The sequence below is a fragment of the Agarivorans sp. TSD2052 genome (assembly GCF_023238625.1).
In the GTDB taxonomy this organism is placed as follows: Bacteria; Pseudomonadota; Gammaproteobacteria; order Enterobacterales; family Celerinatantimonadaceae; genus Agarivorans.
This window is the reverse complement of sequence record NZ_CP096670.1, coordinates 3,458,491-3,479,208: the sequence shown is the minus strand read 5'-3', so window position 1 is coordinate 3,479,208 and position 20,718 is coordinate 3,458,491. Positions and strand designations below refer to the sequence as shown.

Here is a 20,718-nt window from a genome sequence, read left to right as displayed (position 1 = left end):
CAGAGAAATGTGAAATTACTGTGACGGATTTTTATCTGCCTAAAAGATCTTAACTTTGTTGAAGTGATCCGCCGGCGATCGCTTGCTCAGCCCAATGGTGACGGCAAAAAGATTCATTTTGTGGACTAGCTGATAGTCATCACAAATAAAAATAGATGCCTTTGTTGAATTTTCACTTGCCATTAAGAGTAACAACTGCCGCTAAACCCATAAGCGATATAATCAACTGATTTTGGCCGCTTTAACCAAACAGCTTTTCCCACAAAAACAGTGCACAAAGCTGTGGATAAAATTCGCTATGCTATTTGTACTGTGGCTTACAGCGTTATCAATTTCAGCGTCAATAATGTCACCCAAAATTAGTAAAAAATTCTTTTTTGTCGCTTCTCTGTCAACTAACGTTGACTTTTTTTGCTTCGTAAAAATAAGTACAAAATTCGAAAGTTGTTTGTATGCTTGTTTTGACAGTTAAGCCTTAAAATTTGATAGCCCAAAACACACCTTTGGCCCTTTTTGGCTTTAACTGACTGATTAAGAAGCGATACTACGCAAGTTAAAAACATAACAAGGCCTTAGTTTTTGTAAGTCGAAGAACGCATTTAGTGCATCATGGTTACTTAATACTCTTTTTATTAGCGCTTAGCGCTGTTCTACTAGTATGTTTTCCTTTGAAGAATAAGCTTTTTATTAGTTAGCGAATATTTTCTATTAATTCGATTGATTGGTTACACAGGCTCAGCAAATGTTAATAACTTGGTCTTTTGTGCATAAGTTTACCGAAAATGGCTATCTTCAGTGGTTTTTCGGATACCGCAGAACTGCTGGGGCAGCGCTCGATCGTTGTTATAGGATCTTCTTTTTAACTTATGCTTCTTTGTGTTTGCTAGCGAGCAGATGTTGTTTGTTGCTTAACTCGGTTACATTATGTGGTTTAGAGGAGTGACAATGAAACACATTAAAAACCTGATTGCCCAAGGCAAGAGCAAACAAGAAATCTACGATTATGCGGTAGAGCAAGATTGGAATTTACGCCGAGTTACTCGAGTGTTAGCCAGCCAACCCGATAGCGAGGCACTTAACAAATATGCTAAACAAAAAGCACTATTGTTAGCGGTATTGCAGTTTATGGTGTTGAGTAAATTAGTATTTGGTTTAATGGCCGCAGAGCAAGTGAGTGTTCCTTTACTTATGGCCTTGTTGTTACCAGCGCTTATCCCTTTGCTGATTATATTTATGATTTTCAAAAATGCGCCAAATGGCTATTTGCTGTTAATGGTATTTGCAGGCTTTTCGGTTTATCAAAGTTTGCCTTATATTAATCAGTTAGAAGGCATCATAAATTTGCTACTAAGCGCGGTATTTGCAGGTTTTACTTACTATCTTAAAAGGCGTTTGTTTCCATTTCAAAATTTGTTTCACTCAGCCATTACCAGCCGCGGACATTACATTTTTCAAGTTGCGGAACCAAGCAACATTGACCCAGCAAAAGCTGAAGAGCATGATTAACTAAGGCTTGAGATTGTTTGGCTAATGTTTAACTTGCTGCAAGGTGAATAAACATTTTGGTTCTCGCATTGATGATTGCTTATCCTTTTTTCTCACACAAGGCTTCGTTATGCTAACACGCATGCAACTCTTAATTCCCCCTCCGGTTTGGTTAATGATGGCCATGGGCTTGGCTTATGTTTTTAGCTGGCTGAATCATCATTTTATCGCCATTTATTTTCCGCAGTGGCTGATAAGCTTACGCTGGGCTATTGTTACGCTGGCGTGTGGTATCGCCTCAATTAGCGTGTTTGGTTTTTTTAAGGCGCGAACCACTATTAACCCCCATCATCCTGAACGGAGTAAACACCTGTTGGTTGACGGCATTTATCGCTTTAGCCGTAATCCAATGTATTTAAGTTTGGTCATGTTATTGTTAGCGTGGTGCTTGCACCTGCAAGCAATACTGAGTCTTTTCAGTATTGCCTGGTTTGTTTATGCTATTAACCAATACCAAATAAAGCCAGAAGAGGTAGCGCTTCGTGAACATTTTGGTGAAGCCTATCAGCAATACTGTGGCAAGGTTCGTCGCTGGCTATAAAGTGGTTTTCGGTTTTAGCGGGTTTTATCGTTGCCGCTTATCTCAGATCAACTTGGAAAATTGGCGACTTCGGTTACACTACAAATACACATAATGTGATCTACATCTCCTTTTTGTCAGCTGAAAGGCTTTGCAGCCTTGCTGTTAAGCTGCGGACTAGGGATAACTAGCACAGTTTTTTTAGAGTAAGCTACTAATGGCTAATCCGATAACAGCGCGCAAAGCTTGGGTGAAGGGGTCTTTACCTCTGGCCGAATATGCCGCTTCTTGCACCGCAGCCCAGCTCCAGGGCTTATCTCCACAACTTCGTAACTTACGTCAAAATGGTGTTGACGCAATCGTTGTTCCTGTTCATTGGCGCTACATTGCTCCTTTTAGCGCAGAGCAATTAGAGGAAGAAGTTTATTGGTCTTCGTTGCAGCGTTTGTCTGCACATTTAGTCTCTCACGGCTTTAAGCTACAGTATCAATTGTTCTTTTCTTCTGATACTCAACAAGGCGTTGAGCAGCGTTTGCCCGATTGGTTTTGGGGTTCTATGCTGGCTATGTTGCCCGCTGAGCAAAGTGCAGATGCGATTAAATATGTAAACCAATACGGCCGCGATAATACCCAAAGCCCCAGTATGTGGGCAGAAGCTGGTTTAATCGAAAGCTTTAGTCAGTGGATGCGCTGTTTTGCTGAGCATATGAGTGAGTTTGCTCCACGCTGTGAAGCTATTTTGCTGGGTCTTGGTCCGAACGGTGATGCCTGTTTACCATGGGGCGAACGCGATGGTCAGCCTATTTATCAAAGCTTTAGCCCTACCGCATTAGCGGCTTTAGCGGCCGACATGCAACAGCAATATGGCTCAGAGCAAGCTTGGCTAAGTTTGTGGGAGCTTGGTGGCGATACCCCCTGGCAGCAGCAACTTAGCGAAAATCTAAGTCGGTGTTATCAAGCTAAAACTAGCAATACTTGCTTCAAAGAATTCAACACTTGGTATGCCAAAAACTGGCAACGCTATGTGGGTAACATGTTGGAACAGGCGCAAGCTTGCTTTATTAACAGCTGGGCTGATAGTCAGTTATGTTTGAACCTTCCTTTACCTGAGTTAACTGCCAGCGACCATCCTTGGTTAGGTTGTTTAACGGGCGTAAATCCACAGCCATGGCTAGACCGCCCGCAATTGTTAGATTATCAGATTGAGCAATTAGAATTCTGGCATAAACAGGCTAATGGCCGTTTGCTGATTGTAGCCACTGGGGCAGAATCGAGCCATGCTACTCGGGTGAACCAGGCCTTGCTGACGGCTATACGTAAGTTAAAAATACCCGCTTTGGTACAAAATGCTCAGCCGCAAGCCCTGTCTAGTCACCCTGGTTGGGATCAGTTGTATCACTCGGTACTTCACGGTAGCGCTTTTCAAGGCTGGATCTTCAACGATATGTCGCAGCTCAACGAGCAAGCGATAGTTAAAGGGCGTTTGTCGCAACTTAACAAGTTTAAATATCAAGTCGCTGAAACCAAACAGCTTGGTAAAAAGCAATTTAGAGTGATGGGTCCGCTTCACCTTAAAGTGGCTAATCAAAAACAAATGCTCGACGAAGAGAATTGGAAGCAGTTTGAAGCCCAATTACGACAGTTACGTAGCATTGGAGTTACCGCCATTTCTACCGACATTTGGTGGGGATTAGTAGAAGGTGATAAACCCGGTAAGTTTGATTGGAGTTACTACGATAGAGTGGTGGCCTTGCTGAAACGCCTAGGTTTGCAATGGGTGCCGATTTTGTCTTTCCACCAAGCGGGCGGCAACGTGAATGACGACTTCATGCAAGCTATTCCGCTTTGGTTATGGGGCCGGTTGCTAGAAAGCAATGACCAGCTTAACTCGGTACAAGATTTACAGTACGTATCAGAAACGGGCGATGCTTCCATGGAGTATGTCTCGTTATGGGCTGATGAGTTTGTGATGCCCTATTACCAGCGCTTTATGGAAGCGTTTAAGCAGCACTACATAAACCAAGCCGGTTTAATGGACGAGATCAACGTCAGCTTAGGCCCTGCGGGTGAATTACGTTACCCAAGCTACAATTCGCATGATTGGGGTAATTACCCTAACCGCGGTACCTTGCAGTGTTACAGTCGTTTAGCTAAGCAGGATTGGTTAAATTATCTGAAGCAAAAGTACCATAGTATTGCCGCGCTAAATGGTAGCTTTGGTTTTACTTGGGAAAGCTTTGAACAGGCCGACATTCCTGATGCAGAATGGCTATTTAGTCATAAGCGTTATATCCATAACGCGTGGGCGAGGGAGTTTCTTACTTGGTATCACAAAGCCTTAGTCGCCCATGGCCGTCGTATTTTTGAAAACGCCTTAAGTGTGTTTGACGATGACGCGTTTGGCCAAGTGCCTATTGGGATTAAGATCCCTGGTATTCATTGGGTAGTGAGTGACCCTGAATTACCACGTGCAGCTGAAATTACCGCCGGCTTAATTGCTGTGCATCCTACGTTAAGCAGCACTAATCAGCAGGAATACTTGGGTTTACTTAAAGCCCTGTTGCCTGAAGGTAAGCAGTCTAGAGCTGCAATCCACTTTACTTGTTTGGAGATGATCAACAAAGACTACGAAGGCTACTCGCGTGCCGCTGACCTCGTTGATTGGATGGCAGATGCCGCCGATGAATGCCAAGTATCACTAATGGGTGAAAATGCCCTTGCTGGCGAGCTTTATGGCGAACAAGGATGGAAGCAAATGGCGCGAGCCTTAACGCGTGCGCCGGGTTACGATGGATTAACCTTATTGAGAATGCAAAACTTCTTTGACGACGAGCCCACGCCAATGCGTGAGTTAAGAAAGTTAATTAACCGCATTTCTTAATGCAGAGTTAGTAAACCAACTAAGCGCAGTAATTTAACTGCGCTTTTTTTGTGCTTAATTGTTGTTGAACAGCCGTAGCAGTTTTGGCAAAGCTGACGTAGTGCTTATGGTGAACGTAAGGCCCAAAAGGTGCGGTGAAGTGATAGCCGTGTTTTAAGTAAAACTGAACAGCTTGAGTATTACTTTGGCGGGTGGCTAAATTAATGTGCTGGTAACCCTTTATCAGCGCTAGTATCTCCAGTTCTTTTAACACCCATTTACCCACTCCGCGTTGATGCGAGTAAACCCGTTTAATTTCACAAGTACCTGGTTGTAGATAACGAAACCCTCCGCAGGCTATGGCTATCCCGTTACGCTTTGCTAATAAAAATATCGCTTTCTCATCGTTAAATTCGCTTTCGTTAAAGTATTCAAAGGCGGGTGTACCACTTAACGTTAATAGTGAAGCCGACAAGGCACCAATTAGTTTTTGGCTCTGTTTGCTATTAGGATCTGCTTGGCAAATTTCTATCATTATTTTGTCAAAAATTTAATCATTACATACAGATAATTAATGCTAGTCTTACTAACAAATATTGCAGTTAAGTTAACGGCAGATGATATTTCCCTTACCAAATTATTGGTTATTAAGTCTGTTAAATTAATAAATTTTGGTGTTTAAGTCTGATTTTTGTTGTTTGTTTGATTTGATCATCTATTGGTTGGATTGAGTTTGAAGTAAAGTGCGTCGCAATTAGAGCTTGGGAGGATTTATGATAACAATTGAGTTGCTGGTGGTATTAGCGGCCATATTTATAGGCGCACGTTTAGGCGGTATCGGTATTGGTTTTGCTGGTGGCTTAGGGGTATTAGTACTCACCTTAGGCTTAGGTATGGCTCCGGGCACTATTCCTATTGAAGTGATCCTGATTATTATGTCGGTGATAGCGGCGATTGCGGCTATGCAAGTTGCTGGTGGCTTACAGTTCTTGGTGAATATTGCCGAGCGAGTGTTACGAAGCAACCCCAAGCAAGTCACCTTTTTAGCGCCAATTGTTACCTACATTATGACTTTATTTGCAGGTACCGGGCACACCGCATTTTCTACTTTGCCAGTCATTGCAGAAGTGGCAAAAGAGCAGGGTATTCGGCCATCTCGCCCGCTCAGTATTGCGGTAGTGGCCTCGCAAATTGCTATAACAGCTTCACCTATCTCTGCAGCCGTTGTACTGATGAGTGGCATGTTAGAAAGTAAAGGTGTGGGTTATATCAGCTTATTGATGATCTGTATTCCTGCTACGTTTATTGCCTGTATGATAGGTGCCTTTGTTGCTCAGTTTATGGGCAAAGAGCTAAAAGACGATCCTATTTATCAAGAACGCTTAGCGCATGGTTTAGTGAGCCGTCGTGATGCCACTAGTACAGAGTTACCTGCTGGGGCCAAGCGCTCAGTAATGATTTTTTTAGTTGCGATTGTGGCTGTGGTTTTCTATGCCACCGCCATTAGTGATGCGGTAGGGCTAATTGAGAATCCAAGCCTGCCTCGTAATGAAGCCATTATGGTGTTTATGTTAACCGCCGCCACCGCCATTGCGATGTTCTGTAAAGTAGATACCGGTGAAGTACTTAATGCCGCGACTTTTAAATCAGGCATGAGCGCCTGTATATGTGTATTAGGCGTAGCTTGGCTGGGCGACACCTTTGTATCGGGTCACATAGAAGAAATTAAATCGCTATCGGGAGGCTTGCTAGAAGGACATCCGTGGATGCTGGCGCTAATTCTATTCTTTGCCAGTATGCTGTTGTACTCGCAAGCTGCCACTACCGCTGCGTTAATGCCGTCGGCCTTTATGTTGGGCGTTAGCCCTGAGGCTGCCATTGCTTCGTTTGCGGCAGTAAGCGCGCTGTTTGTATTGCCTACCTACCCAACCTTGTTGGCGGCAGTTGAAATGGATGATACTGGCTCGACTCGCATTGGTAAGTGGGTATTTAATCACCCCTTCGTAGTGCCCGGTATTGTCACCATTGCTAGCTCGGTAATGATAGGCTTTGTCCTCGCTGAGATTATTTTGTAAAGCTCTCGATGTAAGCTTAGAGCGGCTAGCCAGATATCCGTGCCCATTACGGTTAATGCTTGTTTAGAATAAACATGCTTTAGCTATTATATTGGGCGCTTTGGGTTTGATGGTTTGGTTTTTCCTGTTTTGTGGCTAATTCTATTGGTTGAAAACAAGGCAATCGAACGTCCAACTAGACGCTATTTATCTTAGGTTTAGTCGGCGGCTTTTGGCGTGCAAATTGAACATTAATTATAGTGATTTGAGGGGCAAGCTAACTGCAACTCAGCCGCAGATGCCATATACTAACGGTTAACTATTTACGCTATCTTCAATATCGAGCGAATAATGAAAGTCGAGCTACTTGAGATTCGAAATTTCATCTGCCAATACCCGCCATTTGACAAGTTACCTGACGAAGCCTTAATCGAAGTGTCAAAAAGCGTCGAAATCTCATACTACCGCGCCGATAGCATGATCATTGAATTTGGCCATAAAATACATGATCTCTTTATGATCCGCAGTGGGGTCGTTGAGATATATCGTCGTACTGGTGAGCTTTATAACCGACTTGATCAAGGAGGCTTATTTGGGCAAATGGGACTATTAACTAACAATAAAGTCCGTTTTCCCGCTAAGTCTATTAAAGACACGCTGTTGTACTGCATACCGCAGCATATCTTTGAGGAGTTTTGTGAGCGCTATGATGTGTTTGCTGACTTTGTCGAAATTGAAGGGACTATTCGATTGCAGCAAGCAGTTGAAGAAAATAGCGACGATGCCAACTCACTCACCACCTCAAAGGTGAAAACTATACTCAGCGGCGAACCGGTGATGCTGGCATCTACCACGACTATTCAAGAAGTGGCCAAAATCATGTCTGAAGAAAATGTCTCGGCAGCGCTAATTAATAACCCTAATCTTGCTGATGAAGGGGGGGATAGCTTTGTGGGCATTATCACTCAGCGCGATTTATGCGCCAAAGTCATTGCGCAGGGTTTAGATGTTGATACCGAAGTGGTAGAGGTGATGTCTACCGAGCTTATCTCTTTAGATCATAACGCCTATATTTTTGAAGCCATGTTATTGATGCTTCGCTATAACGTGCACCACTTGCCCATTCTTAAGAATAAGCAACCCATCGGCTTGATTGAAGTTACCGATATCATTCGCTATGAATCTCAAAACAGCTTGTTAATAGTGAGCAGTATTTTTCAGCAAAACAGCATTGAAGATCTGATTTTATTATCGAGTCAACTTAAAGACTGCTTCGTGCGTATGGTTAACGAAGATGCTAATTCGCATATGGTGGGGCGGGCCATGTCGGAAATAGGCCGAAGTTTTAAGCAGCGTTTGCTTGAGTTAGCAGAAGAAAAATTAGGGCCGCCGCCGGTGCCTTATTGCTTCTTGGCATTAGGGTCTATGGCACGTGATGAGCAACTAATCGTAACCGATCAAGACAATGCCATTATTTTAAGTGACCAATATCAGGAGTCACAGCATGGTGACTATTTTAAACAGCTGGCTACTTATGTTTGTGATGGTTTAGCTGCTTGTGGTTACACCTATTGTACAGGCGATATCATGGCGACTAATCCTGAGTTTCGAAAAACCCAAAGCCAATGGGAAGAGTGTTTCTCTGATTGGATTGATAACCCCAATCCGCAGGCACTGCTTAATAGCTCGATTTTTTTCGATCTAAATGGTGTCTATGGCAGACCTAAATGGGCTGAACATTTAAATGCCTTCATCCTTAGAAAAGCCAAAAAGAACAATCGCTTTCTAGCTTGTCTTGCTAGAAATGCCTTAAACCGCACACCGCCACTCGGATTTTTTAAAGATTTTGTAATGGAAAAAGATGGTCGGCATAAAAATTCAATTAACTTGAAGCGACGTGGTACCGCGCCTTTAGCTGACCTTATTCGCGTGCATGCCTTGGCGATAGGTTCTCAATCGCAGAACTCCTTCGATCGCTTAGAAGACATTATTGAAGCGGGGATATTACCGCCATCAAAGGGTAAAGATCTTCAACATGCGATGGAGCTGATATCTTTAGTGCGTATTCGCCATCAAGCCTTAGACATAGAGAACGAACAAGAACCAGATAACAATATTGAGCCTGAAAATATGTCTGATTTTGAAAGGCGTAATTTGAAAGATGCTTTTCTAGTATTAAGTAGCGCGCAAAACTTTTTGAAGTTTCGCTATACGGCCAATAGTATGCAGCAGGGTAAATAATGCCCAATATCACTAATCAAGAAGTTTTAAATTGGCAAGCATTTTTAAAAATCAAGGCCTTGGAGAGCAAAGATAGCCGCTTACGTAAGTTTTATAATGTGGGCACTTACCAGGCGGAAACAAAGCTTAAGGATATTGATTTTGTCGCCTTAGATTTTGAAACGACCGGTCTAGATGCTAAAAAAAACAGCATAATTAGCATTGGCTTGGTGCCATTTACGCTACAACGAATAGCCTGTAGAGAGGCTAAACATTGGTTTGTCACCCCCCAAGACAAGCTCCAAGAAGACTCGATCGTCATTCATGGCATTACCCATTCTGATTTGCAGGGAGCGCCTAGTTTACTGCGTATTTTAGAGCAATTGTTGGATGAGTTAGCGGGTAAGGTTGTGGTGGTGCATTACCGCAGAATTGAGCGTGATTTTTTGCATGCCGCACTGCGTGGCTTGATTAACGAAGGCATCGTTTTTCCACTGGTAGATACCATGCAAATTGAGGCGGATATTCAAGCAGCTCGACCAAAAAAGATTATCGACTGGTTTAAAAAGCCTCAACCATTTTCAATTCGTCTTGCTAACAGCCGAGCGCGCTACAACTTGCCCATCTACCCTCCGCATGATGCGCTGACTGATGCCATTGCAACCGCTGAGTTGCTACAAGCACAGATCAATTACCATTTCAGCGCGGATACGCCAATTAACAAACTGTGGCTATAAGAGCGGCCGCTGCACAATATTGAAAATAAAAAAGCCGAGGACTCATCGTCACTCGGCTTTTATAGAGTAATGGTTAAGCGATTAACGCAACCGTTTTTCGGTACGTAAGCCCATTAGCAAGCTCACACACATCACCAGCAAAATAATGGTGAACGGTAAGGCCGTTGATATAGCGCCAGCTTGCAAGGCTTGAATGGCTTCGGTGCCACCCACCCATACTAGTGCCGCAGCAATTGCCCCTTCAATGGTCGCCCAGAATATACGCTGAGGAACCGGAGCATCAACTTTACCGCCTGATGTAATGCTATCAATCACTAATGAACCCGAGTCTGATGAGGTTACAAAGAACACCAATACCAACACAACGGCTAATAGTGACAAGATACTTCCCATTGGCAAGGCATCAAACATCTGGAACATAGCCAAGGGAACTTCTGTTAGGCCTTGCTCGCCTAAGGTACCCACTTTGTTGACGATTTGATCAATCGCAACGCCACCAAATACCGACATCCATAGCGTGGTAACAACCGTAGGTACAATAAGTACCGCAGTTACAAATTCACGAATAGTACGACCGCGTGAGATACGCGCAATGAACATACCAACGAAAGGTGACCATGAAATCCACCATGCCCAGTAGAAAACGGTCCAGCCATGCATCCAAGCCTGGTCATCACGGCCGATAGGGTTACTCAATGGGATAATATTCTCTAGGTAGCCCATAACGGTGGTCGGTACGGTTCCCATTGATACAGCAAAAGTAACCAAAGCAACAAATACTACCAAAGCAAGCGCAAGTAGCATGTTGATATTACTGATAACTTTTACGCCACCATCAATACCACGAACGACCGAAACCACCGCTAATAGGGTCACAAAAACTATGATGCCAATTTGCAGCAGTAAGCCGTTATCCATGCCAAATACATGGTGAAAGCCACTAGCGGCTTGTTGAGCCCCAAGCCCCAGAGAAGTAGCCAGACCAAATAAAGTGGCTAGCACCGCCAAAATATCCACAACATGCCCTGGCCAACCCCACGTGCGGTCACCCAGAATAGGGTAGAATACCGAACGCATTGAAAGTGGTAAGCCTTTGTTATAAGCAAAAAATGCCAGCGATAGCGACACGACACCGTAAATAGCCCATGGATGAAGGCCCCAATGAAACATGGTCGCACCCAGTGCGAGTTTGGCGGCTTCTGGTGTATTGGCGGTTACATTAAGTGGTGTTTCGTACCAACCTGTGAAATAAGCGACAGGCTCTGCAACACCCCAAAACATTAAGCCAATTCCCATACCTGCAGCAAAGAGCATGGCAATCCACGACATCATCGAATAATCGGTTTTGGCTTCATCGCCACCTAAGCGAATTTTTCCGTAGGGAGAGACAATCATGGCTAAGCAAAAAAGCACAAAAATGTTGGCTGACCACATAAACAAGCCGTCAAAGGCGCCAATGATTTGCCATTTGATCCCGTCTAAAGCGGCTTTTGAGACTTCCGGGTCAACCAGCAATATGGCAACTAAGAATACGCCTATCAAGGAAGCACTAATCCCAAAAACCGGGTTATGTACATCAAAACCCCACTTTTGAACGTTATCTTGTCCGACTGTGTAATCAGTATTATCGATACTATATTTATCTTTATTTGTATTCATTGGTCCTCGTTTAGAACAACTCCATAGGATTTTGTAAAGATAGTTTACATTATTAGACGATAATTTGCTGAGCACTCTGGAGGTAATAAGATCTCGTATTGCTGTTTAGCGCAAAGACAGCCGCTCATAGAGGTGGTTTTAGGCCCGATAGTGCCAAGAGTTTTTCGTTTTAATGCACTTTGAGATACCAGCGTCATAGGTCGATATTGTGCTGATTGCTCAATCACTAATGATATAGCGAACGATTAACGGTGATGGCTTCCACCAACTAAACATGCCGATGGGTTATAAGGTGCTGTGGATGAAGTAAACATCGTTTTACTATTTGTCTTTATTGGCGATGATGTCGCTCAGTGCCTGTGTTGGCATGTCTAAAATTTCTACTAATACAATAAATAAATCAGTGGGCAGGGTGCCTGCATACACCTTACTACGAAGATTACCTTCTTTCATTTCAATGTCTCGCTTGGCTAACTCATCCGACAAATATTTGTATTGAACCCCCTTTAATTGCATCGCCGATCGAATATATCGCTTAATACTGTCTTTATAAGGCTGCAAGGCTTGTCGATTTCTAATACTCTGTTCTGGGTTCATCGCTTTTTGACACTCATTCGACTGTAATCATATACAACGAATGTTAGTAAAACTTGACACAAGAGTCAAACCTGCTACATTTGTTAGCTATAACTAACACATAAGGAAACGTTATGTCGTGGAATTCAGCATCACTTGAATTACTTGCCCAGGCTCATCCTGATTGGACAGTAGATAATGACGGTGGTTGTTTGTGTATCACCAATGACGAAGGTATTGATGCCTTTGCTTACATTGGCGAGCAACAGATGCTTATTGAAGTTGTTTTATTTGGCTGCGATGCGGTAACAGACAGTGCCAAACTGAATGACTTGATTTTACGTACTCATCATTTACTGCCCTTGTCGGCGATTGGCATTAAGCACATTGGCGACAAAGATTACTACACCGCATTTGGTGCGCTTTCAACTAAGAGCCTCGATGCTGTAGTAATAGAAGAAATTGAAACCCTTTATTCGAATGTTAGTGAATTTATCGAATTGTATAGCGAATTTACCCAGTTGGAGACGTCAGTATGAGCTTAAAAAGAATTTGGAACGCACTTAGAGGCGCCACTAATGAAGGCCTAGAAGCTGTTGCTGATAGCCAGTCAATGCGTATTTTGGATCAAGAAATGCGTGATGCGAAAACAGAGTTAGAGGCTTGTGACCGAAACCTAACTACTATTATGGCTAAGCGCAAGTTAGCGCAAACCAAAGTAGAGAGCATTTCTGCTGACATTGATACTTACACTCAGCATGCCATTGCCGCGAGTGAAAAAGCTGATGAAGCTTTGGCCTTAGAATGTGCCGAGCGCGTGTCAAACTTAGAGGTGCAACTCGCTACCGAGCAAGAAATTTACAAGAGTTACTTAGGCACAGAAACGTCGCTTAAAACAAACATTGCTAAAGCGAAAGCCAGCGTAAAACGCTTAGGCATTCAAATTGATCAAGTAAAAGCGACAGAGTCTTTACAAAAAGCCCAAGTGGCAGGTTCTTCACACCATGTGGGTGCTAACTCTAAAGTGAAAACCGCCTTAGATAGCTTAGAGCGCATTAAAGAGAAGCAGGCTTTACGCAGTGCTGAGTTATCTGCCGCAGAAGAACTCGCCGCTGAAGATAGCGGTAGCAGCTTAGACGAGAAACTAAAGCAAGCGGGTATTGAGTCTGGCGGTCAATCTACTGGTAGTGATAAACTCAAGCAGATATTGGCCCAAAAACAGGCAAAATAAGTGCTGCTTTATAAAGTGCGCCGATTATTTTCGGCGCTTTTTTTTCGTGCTAATGGCACAGCAATAGCCCTCTCGGTGTTATTGTACGTTTTAATCTCATACTTCAGCTTATTGTTGGTAGGTGAGCACGCCTTAGTAAACAGTGAAACCTTTCTGTATTGGATGGTGGTGACTGCTTCTACCGTTGGTTACGGCGATTTTGGCCCTTCTACCCCTTTAGGGCGCTTAATTGTGAGTTTATGGGTGATACCTGTTGGCATCAGTATTTTTGCCATTGTTATCACCAAAGCCGGTTTTATTATCAACGATATTTATACTAAAGGAACACGAGGTCATCGCATGTTGAAGCTGACAAACCACACTGTCATTATAGGTTGGAACGGTGCTAGAACATTACGCTTAATTGAACTGCTAACCGCGGCAACTAACGGTTCTTCAGACTCGGTATTATTGTGTGTAGATAGTGATATCGAGAACCCCTTACCGGGTAAAGTTGAGTTTGCTCAAGTCGATTCTTATTCTCATGCCGAGACGATGGCGCGCACCAACATCACTGATGCGAGCCGTATCATTATTGATACCGACCAAGATGACGTCACCCTTACCAGTGCTTTATATTGTGCCAAACTCAATCCCAGTTGCCATAAAACTGCTTATCTACAAGATCAAACCATTGCTGATTTATTGCGTAGCCATTGTCCTAAAGTTGAAGTGATTCCTTCGGTATCAGTGGAGATGTTAGCGCGTTCAGCAATGGACCCTGGTTCTGCCCAAGTACACCAACAGTTGCTGGATACTACCCACGGTATGACGCAGTATTCGGTGCAGTATTTAGCCCTAGAACCGATTAAATTTGCCGATGCCTTTCACCATTTCAAAACTGATTTACAAGCGACTATCATAGGCCTGAAAGTGCTTGGCGACGCGCAACTACAACTCAACCCGAGTTTAGATTCCCAGTTAAACCAAGGCGACTCTTTGTATTATATTGCCGAGCGCCGCTTAACTGACGACGAGTGTTTTAATTTCAAGACAATTGGATAACAAGCATGTTTAAGTCTCTGTTTAAAAGAAATAAACCCGAACAAGATAAATACGCAGGTACGCCTAGCGTTATGGGCCTTAAGTTGGGCGGCAGTTTTGAGCTGGACGCCCTCGCACTGCGCTTGGTGATGGCAGACATGGTGGCGAGTAAAGTTGCAGAGACGCAAATTATTCAATCTGCTGGCATTGTTGATTTAGACGGTACCACGGTGTACCGCTTTTACACTGATGACGAAGGCTTTTTACAAGTGGTCGCTAATGGCGAAGGCGAAGCTGATGTGGTAGATGTTAAAATGTTCCATTACTACGACACCTTAGATATCGCTAACCAAAGCGAATGGGACCAGCTACTTAATACAAAAATTGGTGCAAGTACTTATCAGTTAGAAGGGCATACTTATCATCGAGTATGGACGTCTACCACTGATTACCATAATCCGGTGCATATGGAAGAAAAGACCTACCAAGACAATAGTGATTTTTCGACTACCGACCAATTCACCATGCTGTTTGAAAGAGAGTTGGCTAATGGAGAGATGGAATCACTGTTTTTGTCTGCCGAAGAAGTGCTAAATAATGATGCGCTGGAACGTTGTTTAGTAATAAGCACTGGCATGACTGTATCACCCACTCAAATTACTATTCACGGATAAAGGACCTGAAAATGGAATCGTCGGAATTACTCATCGCTGTTGCGAACTTTGCTATTTACTTCGCCGCATCAATTATTTTCTTAATGTTGTTTAAAGTTATTTACGTGCGTGTTACCCCTCATGATGAGTGGGAATTAATTAAAGAAGGTAAAAACACCAGTGCGGCTATTGCTTTTGGTGGCGCTGTATTAGGCTTTGCTTTGGCTTTGTCTGGTGCCGCCAGTAACTCAATTTCGTTTGTTGATTATGCCTTATGGGGTGTGATTGCGTTAGTGGCGCAAATTGCTGCATTTGTGATTGTTCGTTTTGTGTTTATTCCTGGCATTGTGTCGCGCATTGAAGCTAACGAAGTGAGCGCAGGCATTATGTTGGCCGCAACCAGTGTATCGGTAGGACTACTTAACGCAGCTTGCATGACCTACTAGGAGGCGCCATGAAACGTTCTAAGTTTATCAACTTGGCGGCGATGCGTAAGCTACCCGCAGCAAAGCCTTCGTTTTTAGTTAAACCCTTGGTCGTCGCTGTATCTGCCGCTATGTTGAGTGCCTGTTCAGAGCCTCAAGACGATGCGATAGTGATTGAGTCGGTCGATGACTGTGTGACTAAAACTACGCTTAATCAGCAGCAGTGTGTTGCGGTTTACCAAAACGCTGAAGCTGAAGCCGCGCGCACCGCGCCAAAATACAATAACCGCCAGGACTGTGAAGAGACCTTTGGTTATGAAGGCTGTCGCGCGAGTAGTAACGGTATATTCACACCGATTATGTATGGTTATCTGTTTGGTCGAATGATGGACACAAGTCGACCTTCATCGGTATACAAATATAACCAACGTGGTTCCTCTTACCGTGACTCAATTATTACCGCCGACGGTTCGGTGATTGGTAAAGCCGGTCAGAGAGGCTATAAAGTTAACCGTTCTGCTTATGACAGCAAACCTACCGTAACAAGAACGGTATCGCGAGGTGGGTTTGGCGCTAAAGCATCTGCTAAATCATCTTGGGGTGGTTCTAAATCTAGCTGGGGCGGTTAAACGTGCTGCGAGTTCCGATTCAAGAACGACTTAATTGGCAGCAACAAGCCAAAGAATACGGCTTTAACTACCACACCATGTACGGTGATAAGTACTGGGATGAGTCAGCTTATTATCAATTTACCCTAGAGCAAATCGAAACCGGTATTGAAGCGCCTACCGAAGAAATTCACCAAATGTGTCTTGAGGTAGTTGATAAGGTGGTGCACGACGAACAACTGATGCGCCGTTTTTGTATCCCCGAAAAACACTGGGACTTTGTGCGTCAATCGTGGGTAAACGGCGAGCCTTGTTTATATTCTCGTTTAGATTTTTGCTACGACGGTAAAGGTGACGCTAAGTTATACGAGAACAACGCTGATACCCCTACTTCGGTTTACGAGAGTGGCTTTTGGCAGTGGTTATGGTTAAAGGATAATGTTGACCAAGGCCGGCTGAACCCGGCGAGCGATCAGTTTAATAGCTTGCAAGAAAAGCTGATTAATCGCTTTAGTGATTTGCAGTATTTAACACCTGGTAGGCCGCTACATTTTGCCTGTTGTAAAGACACCGACGAAGACCGCGGTACCGTGCAATATATGGAAGATTGCGCCAAAGCCGCCGGTTTAGAGACCAATTTTGTTTTTGTAGAAGACATTGGTATTGATAAACAACAACGCTTTACCAACCTAAACGACGAAGTGATTAGCTGGATGTTTAAGCTCTATCCTTGGGAATTTATGTTTGACGAAGAATTTGGTGATAGTTTAGGCCAGCAAAATATTCGTTGGTTAGAGCCCGCTTGGAAAAGCATCATATCTAACAAAGCCTTGTTGCCAATGCTGTGGAAGATGTTCCCTAATCACCCTAATTTATTAGCGTCTTTTTTTGAAGACCAGTTATCACACGCTAACTTTAGTGCTGGCATTGTAAAGAAACCTATCTTCTCTCGCGAAGGTGCCAATATCTCGATATTACGGGGTGAGGATAAGATTGCTACTACCCACGGCCCTTACGGCGAAGAAGGTTATATCTACCAAGCTTTACATGAACTGCCTAAGTTTGGCGACAACTTCACCTTAATTGGTTCTTGGCTGGTCGACGACCAAGCCGCGGGTATCTCTATTCGTGAAGACAGTAGTTTAGTCACCCAAGATATGAGTCGATACCTGCCGCATATTATTTTGTAAGTTAACGCGAGTAGGCCGCTACATAAGGCGCGTATCTCACGCCTATTTGTTAAGTAGCCTGCTAAGCAATCCGCTAAGTTTTAAAGGTTTTTTACTGTGCTTTAAGCCTGCTACAATAGCGCTTATATTTAGCTCGTGACCAGCGCTTTAGGCTTGGACAGAGCACTACTAGTTACTATTTTAAGGAAGAGCGAATGCGCTTAGTATCGTGGAACGTGAATGGCATTAGAGCAGTAATGAAAAAAGAGTTTGTGGCCTCCTTAGACTCTATGCAAACTGATGTGTTGTGTTTACAAGAGACCAAAGCGCAAGACGACCAGGTCATGACAGCCTTAGCCGAGCTAGAGGGCTACCACATCTATAGTAATTCGGCAGTTAAGAAGGGTTACTCAGGCACCGCTATCTTAACTAAAGAAAAACCGATTAATGTTGAATACGATATGGGCATCGAAGAACACGACCAAGAAGGTCGAGTGATCGCCGCAGAATATCAGCAGTTTATTTTGGTGACGGTGTATACACCCAATTCAGGCAGTGAACTTAAGCGTTTAGCTTATCGCCAACAGTGGGACGCCGACTTTTTAGCCTACCTCAAAGGCCTAGAAGCCCGTAAACCAGTACTGGTTTGTGGTGACTTAAACGTAGCCCATAAAGACATTGATTTGGCGCGACCTAAGCCTAACTACAACAAAAGTGCCGGCTATATGCAGGCCGAAATTGACGGTATTGATAACTTAACTGCAGCAGGCTTTGTTGATACCTTCCGCTTAGCGAAACAAGACCAAGTTAAATACAGCTGGTGGAGCTACCGAGCAGGAGCTAGGGGCCGTAACATTGGCTGGAGAATAGACTACTTCTTGGTAAGTGAAGCCTTTGCCAGCCAAGTCACTGATGCCGACATACTTAACGATATCATGGGGTCAGATCACTGCCCGGTTCAGGTTGATATCGCGCTATAAGTTCAGCGGGTTAGCGTTAGTTGAAAGTGAGCGGTGTTAATGTCGCTCAATTTTCTATTGGCTCTAATTCCGTTAATAGTAATAATTATCAATTAGTTAATCAGCTTAAGTGTTGCTTCATTGCTCGTATTTTTTGTCGAGAATCGGTAGACTGCGCAATTAACTTGCTTGATACCGGACATTATTATGGGACAGCTTGAAGTAAAAACTGTTCGTAAAGCCACATGGATAGGCTCTATTGCCAACGTGCTGTTGGCAATATTAAAAATTACGGTAGGTAAAATTACCGGAAGCCAAGCGCTGGTAGCAGATGGGGTACACAGCTTCTCTGATTTAGTGACCGATGCTGCCATATTATTAGGTTCTCGTTACTGGGCGGCCCCAGCAGACAAAGAACACCCCTATGGCCACGGTCGCTTTGAAACCCTAACCAATGTTTTCATTGGAGCCATATTAGTCATAGTGGGTTTAGGCATTGCTTGGGATTCAATTAATTCATTTTCTGAAGAAACCTCTAATCCTGGAGCATTAGCGTTATGGGCTGCAATTATTTCAATTGTAGTGAAGGAGGCTTTATATCGTTGGACCTTAGTTCAAGCTAAAAAGGTGAATAGCCGAGCGTTACATGCCAACGCTTGGCATCACCGTAGTGATGCTTTAAGCTCGTTACCGGTGGCTGTTGCAGTGCTGGCTAACTACTTTTTCCCGCACCTACATTACCTCGATCAAGTAGCTGCTTTGCTGGTGACGGCGATGATCTTAAAAGCCGCTTGGGAAATTATCTGGCCAGCGTTACAAGAGATCACCGAGAAAGAAGCCGACGAACAATTAGATCATAAGATTCAAAGCCGTGCCGCATTAATCCCAGATATTAAAGAAGTGCATGCTATCCGTAATCGTCGAGTAGGTAGCGCCATATTGGTGGATTTTCATCTGCTAGTAGACCCCCTTATGAGTGTGGAACAGGCCCATACTATTACAGAAGAATTTAAAGATCATTTAATGCAAGAACTCGACGAAGTCGTCGATGTCATCATTCACATTGAGCCGTTTAATTGTGCTGAACGTTTACTTAACCCTTGTTGTGATGAATGTGATGATGAAATGGCGCTAAGTAATTAATACGGTTCGAAACTAAGCAGGAAGCCTTGACGTCGTTTTCAGCGATTGTTCGGTGAAACCTTCTAAAGCAGATAAGAGAAGAGCGCTAAGGCGCTCTTTTTTTGTTTTACATTTACCCGCTAACTTAGTTTGAGTATGGATCGGCGAGCCAATTAAACCCTAAGGATTTTGATTATCGAAAACAGCCAACAGGATGAAACAAACCGAGCCCACATTTACTTTGTTTCATAGTTATTTGGAATCGGTTCCATTTTGGTTTTCCTTCGCTTGTTCCTCCTATTCAACTGCCGCAATCTACTCTATATCAGCGAAAGCAAAAGAGGCTAGGAAGTTGTGGCTACAATCAAAGATGTCGCAAAATTAGCAGAGGTAGGGGTAGGCACGGTCTCTCGGTGCTTATCTGGCAATGGGGGCGTGTCGGACAAAGCGAAAACTAGAATTACTCAGGCGATGGCGCAACTAAACTACCGCCCAAATAGTATGGCGCGAGCGCTATCTACCCGTCGTTCAAACATTATTGGTGTGTGGTTGCCGTCTTTATCTGGGCCGTTCTACCACAAAATACTCCGCAGTATAGAGCAAGAGCTACGTAGTCACGGAAAGCACCTGATTTTAGCCAACGCAGAAGGGGCTAACAGCCAACAGGAGCGTCTTGAACATCTTAACTATCTAATTCATCGAGAATGCGATGGTGTATTAATGGTTTGCCCTGAAATTAGTGATGAAGCGCTGCTCAACGCGCAGGCGCACTATCCAGCCTTAGTGTTTATTAATCACCATGTGCAAGCCCTCGCGGGGCACTCTTTTAGTGTTGACCACTATGCGGGTGGGCGATTAGCGGCCGCAGCGTTATTAAGCTTGGGTCACCGTAATATTGCCTGCGTAAGTGGTCGGTTAAGCGCCCAAGATGCCTACCTTCGCCAGCAAGGGTTTTTAGATGAACTGGCGGAACAAGGCCAGCCTATAGCTGCCAACTTACTCATCGAAGGCAGTTTTGACTATCAGCGTTGCGCACACGCTATTCAGCACTTGTTAGACCAAGGTGAGACTTTTGATGCCCTATTTTGTGGCAACGACAAGGTGGCGTTAGTGGCTTTGTCGATGTTACAAGCCGCTGGAATCAAAGTTCCTCAACAGGTTTCTGTAGTCGGTTACGACGATGTCGATTTTGCTGCGTATACCACGCCAGCCCTGAGTACTGTTCGCATCCCCATCGAGGAAATGGCAAGCAGCGCCTGTAGGCAAATGCTTAATCAAGCTTACGGCTTAACTGGACAGATAAAGCAACATTTCAGGCCTGTTTTTGTAGAGCGGGCCAGCACTGCCAAGCGCTGAT

19 protein-coding genes are annotated in these 20,718 nt (G+C 43.9%); 16 read left to right on the top strand and 3 right to left on the bottom strand.

All coding sequences use genetic code 11. The features are described 5' to 3' along the window. Nucleotides 1-945 precede the first annotated feature (945 nt). The 3 genes from M0C34_RS15810 (at nt 946) to M0C34_RS15800 (ending at nt 4,946) form a co-directional block, all read left to right on the top strand. Nucleotides 946-1,506, top strand: coding sequence for a hypothetical protein (locus M0C34_RS15810; RefSeq protein ID WP_248712647.1), 561 nt, complete (start codon nt 946-948; stop codon nt 1,504-1,506). Nucleotides 1,507-1,615: 109 nt separating this feature from the next. Next, entirely contained in the window at nt 1,616-2,086 is a 471-nt protein-coding gene (locus M0C34_RS15805) for a methyltransferase family protein (RefSeq protein ID WP_248712646.1), read from the top strand. A gap of 196 nt (nt 2,087-2,282) precedes the next feature. After that, on the top strand, nt 2,283-4,946 hold the full coding sequence (locus tag M0C34_RS15800; RefSeq protein WP_248712645.1) for a family 14 glycosylhydrolase: 2,664 nt from the start codon (nt 2,283-2,285) through the stop codon (nt 4,944-4,946). Nucleotides 4,947-4,965: 19 nt separating this feature from the next. Here the strand turns inward: M0C34_RS15800 and M0C34_RS15795 are convergent, their stop codons facing one another. Beyond that, nucleotides 4,966-5,460, bottom strand: a complete 495-nt coding sequence (locus tag M0C34_RS15795; protein ID WP_248712644.1) for a GNAT family N-acetyltransferase — start codon at nt 5,458-5,460, stop codon at nt 4,966-4,968. 238 nt (nt 5,461-5,698) lie between these two features. Here M0C34_RS15795 and M0C34_RS15790 point away from each other — a divergent pair, with 238 nt between their 5' ends. The 3 genes from M0C34_RS15790 to M0C34_RS15780 all read left to right on the top strand — a co-directional run bounded on the left by M0C34_RS15790 (nt 5,699) and on the right by M0C34_RS15780 (nt 9,936). After that, complete coding sequence (locus M0C34_RS15790; RefSeq protein WP_248712643.1) at nt 5,699-7,000, top strand: anaerobic C4-dicarboxylate transporter; 1,302 nt, start codon at nt 5,699-5,701, stop codon at nt 6,998-7,000. 330 nt (nt 7,001-7,330) lie between these two features. After that, the gene (locus tag M0C34_RS15785) at nt 7,331-9,220 is read left to right on the top strand and encodes a DUF294 nucleotidyltransferase-like domain-containing protein (protein ID WP_248712642.1); all 1,890 of its coding nucleotides are present in this window, start codon (nt 7,331-7,333) and stop codon (nt 9,218-9,220) included. Beyond that, on the top strand, nt 9,220-9,936 hold the full coding sequence (locus M0C34_RS15780) for a 3'-5' exonuclease (RefSeq protein ID WP_248712641.1): 717 nt from the start codon (nt 9,220-9,222) through the stop codon (nt 9,934-9,936). The genes M0C34_RS15785 and M0C34_RS15780 overlap by 1 nt, the downstream gene beginning before the upstream one ends. Before the next feature lie 81 nt (nt 9,937-10,017). On the opposite strand, the gene M0C34_RS15775 is transcribed toward M0C34_RS15780, so the two are convergent. Further along, entirely contained in the window at nt 10,018-11,595 is a 1,578-nt protein-coding gene (locus M0C34_RS15775; RefSeq protein WP_248712640.1) for a BCCT family transporter, read from the bottom strand. A gap of 321 nt (nt 11,596-11,916) precedes the next feature. Then, entirely contained in the window at nt 11,917-12,192 is a 276-nt protein-coding gene (locus tag M0C34_RS15770) for a DUF6471 domain-containing protein (protein ID WP_248712639.1), read from the bottom strand. 113 nt (nt 12,193-12,305) lie between these two features. Between M0C34_RS15770 and M0C34_RS15765 the strand changes: the two genes are divergently transcribed. From M0C34_RS15765 to M0C34_RS15720, 10 genes are all read left to right on the top strand, one after another. Beyond that, nucleotides 12,306-12,710: a DUF2170 family protein gene (locus M0C34_RS15765; protein WP_248712638.1), complete on the top strand. Its 405-nt coding sequence runs from the start codon at nt 12,306-12,308 to the stop codon at nt 12,708-12,710. Further along, nucleotides 12,707-13,402 carry a PspA/IM30 family protein gene (locus M0C34_RS15760; protein WP_248712637.1) on the top strand — a complete coding sequence of 232 codons (696 nt, stop codon included), beginning with the start codon at nt 12,707-12,709 and terminating at the stop codon, nt 13,400-13,402. Before M0C34_RS15765 ends, M0C34_RS15760 begins: the two co-directional genes overlap by 4 nt. 75 nt (nt 13,403-13,477) lie before the next feature. Further along, the gene (locus tag M0C34_RS15755; RefSeq protein ID WP_248712636.1) at nt 13,478-14,446 is read left to right on the top strand and encodes an ion channel; all 969 of its coding nucleotides are present in this window, start codon (nt 13,478-13,480) and stop codon (nt 14,444-14,446) included. Nucleotides 14,447-14,451: 5 nt separating this feature from the next. After that, on the top strand, nt 14,452-15,099 hold the full coding sequence (locus M0C34_RS15750; RefSeq protein ID WP_248712635.1) for a YjfK family protein: 648 nt from the start codon (nt 14,452-14,454) through the stop codon (nt 15,097-15,099). Nucleotides 15,100-15,110: 11 nt separating this feature from the next. Beyond that, entirely contained in the window at nt 15,111-15,524 is a 414-nt protein-coding gene (locus M0C34_RS15745; protein ID WP_248712634.1) for a DUF350 domain-containing protein, read from the top strand. A gap of 8 nt (nt 15,525-15,532) precedes the next feature. Continuing rightward, nucleotides 15,533-16,132, top strand: coding sequence for a DUF1190 domain-containing protein (locus tag M0C34_RS15740; RefSeq protein WP_248712633.1), 600 nt, complete (start codon nt 15,533-15,535; stop codon nt 16,130-16,132). A gap of 2 nt (nt 16,133-16,134) precedes the next feature. Further along, a complete protein-coding gene (locus tag M0C34_RS15735; protein ID WP_248712632.1) occupies nt 16,135-17,301 on the top strand; it encodes a glutathionylspermidine synthase family protein in 1,167 nt (388 codons plus the stop codon). Between the two features lie 194 nt (nt 17,302-17,495). Further along, nucleotides 17,496-18,260 carry an exodeoxyribonuclease III gene (locus tag M0C34_RS15730; RefSeq protein ID WP_248712631.1) on the top strand — a complete coding sequence of 255 codons (765 nt, stop codon included), beginning with the start codon at nt 17,496-17,498 and terminating at the stop codon, nt 18,258-18,260. Nucleotides 18,261-18,446: 186 nt separating this feature from the next. After that, nucleotides 18,447-19,382: a cation diffusion facilitator family transporter gene (locus M0C34_RS15725; protein ID WP_248712630.1), complete on the top strand. Its 936-nt coding sequence runs from the start codon at nt 18,447-18,449 to the stop codon at nt 19,380-19,382. Nucleotides 19,383-19,715: 333 nt separating this feature from the next. Then, nucleotides 19,716-20,717, top strand: a complete 1,002-nt coding sequence (locus M0C34_RS15720; protein ID WP_248712629.1) for a LacI family DNA-binding transcriptional regulator — start codon at nt 19,716-19,718, stop codon at nt 20,715-20,717. Nucleotide 20,718: the final 1 nt, after the last annotated feature.

Coding starts and splice junctions, on each gene's coding strand:
- M0C34_RS15770 (WP_248712639.1), bottom strand. CDS start 12,192: ATGAACCCAGAACAGAGTATTAGAAATCGACAAGCCTTGCAGCCTTAT.
- M0C34_RS15810 (WP_248712647.1), top strand. CDS start 946: ATGAAACACATTAAAAACCTGATTGCCCAAGGCAAGAGCAAACAAGAA.
- M0C34_RS15780 (WP_248712641.1), top strand. CDS start 9,220: ATGCCCAATATCACTAATCAAGAAGTTTTAAATTGGCAAGCATTTTTA.
- M0C34_RS15775 (WP_248712640.1), bottom strand. CDS start 11,595: ATGAATACAAATAAAGATAAATATAGTATCGATAATACTGATTACACA.
- M0C34_RS15785 (WP_248712642.1), top strand. CDS start 7,331: ATGAAAGTCGAGCTACTTGAGATTCGAAATTTCATCTGCCAATACCCG.
- M0C34_RS15760 (WP_248712637.1), top strand. CDS start 12,707: ATGAGCTTAAAAAGAATTTGGAACGCACTTAGAGGCGCCACTAATGAA.
- M0C34_RS15740 (WP_248712633.1), top strand. CDS start 15,533: ATGAAACGTTCTAAGTTTATCAACTTGGCGGCGATGCGTAAGCTACCC.
- M0C34_RS15750 (WP_248712635.1), top strand. CDS start 14,452: ATGTTTAAGTCTCTGTTTAAAAGAAATAAACCCGAACAAGATAAATAC.
- M0C34_RS15765 (WP_248712638.1), top strand. CDS start 12,306: ATGTCGTGGAATTCAGCATCACTTGAATTACTTGCCCAGGCTCATCCT.
- M0C34_RS15805 (WP_248712646.1), top strand. CDS start 1,616: ATGCTAACACGCATGCAACTCTTAATTCCCCCTCCGGTTTGGTTAATG.
- M0C34_RS15730 (WP_248712631.1), top strand. CDS start 17,496: ATGCGCTTAGTATCGTGGAACGTGAATGGCATTAGAGCAGTAATGAAA.
- M0C34_RS15795 (WP_248712644.1), bottom strand. CDS start 5,460: ATGATAGAAATTTGCCAAGCAGATCCTAATAGCAAACAGAGCCAAAAA.
- M0C34_RS15745 (WP_248712634.1), top strand. CDS start 15,111: ATGGAATCGTCGGAATTACTCATCGCTGTTGCGAACTTTGCTATTTAC.
- M0C34_RS15790 (WP_248712643.1), top strand. CDS start 5,699: ATGATAACAATTGAGTTGCTGGTGGTATTAGCGGCCATATTTATAGGC.
- M0C34_RS15800 (WP_248712645.1), top strand. CDS start 2,283: ATGGCTAATCCGATAACAGCGCGCAAAGCTTGGGTGAAGGGGTCTTTA.
- M0C34_RS15725 (WP_248712630.1), top strand. CDS start 18,447: ATGGGACAGCTTGAAGTAAAAACTGTTCGTAAAGCCACATGGATAGGC.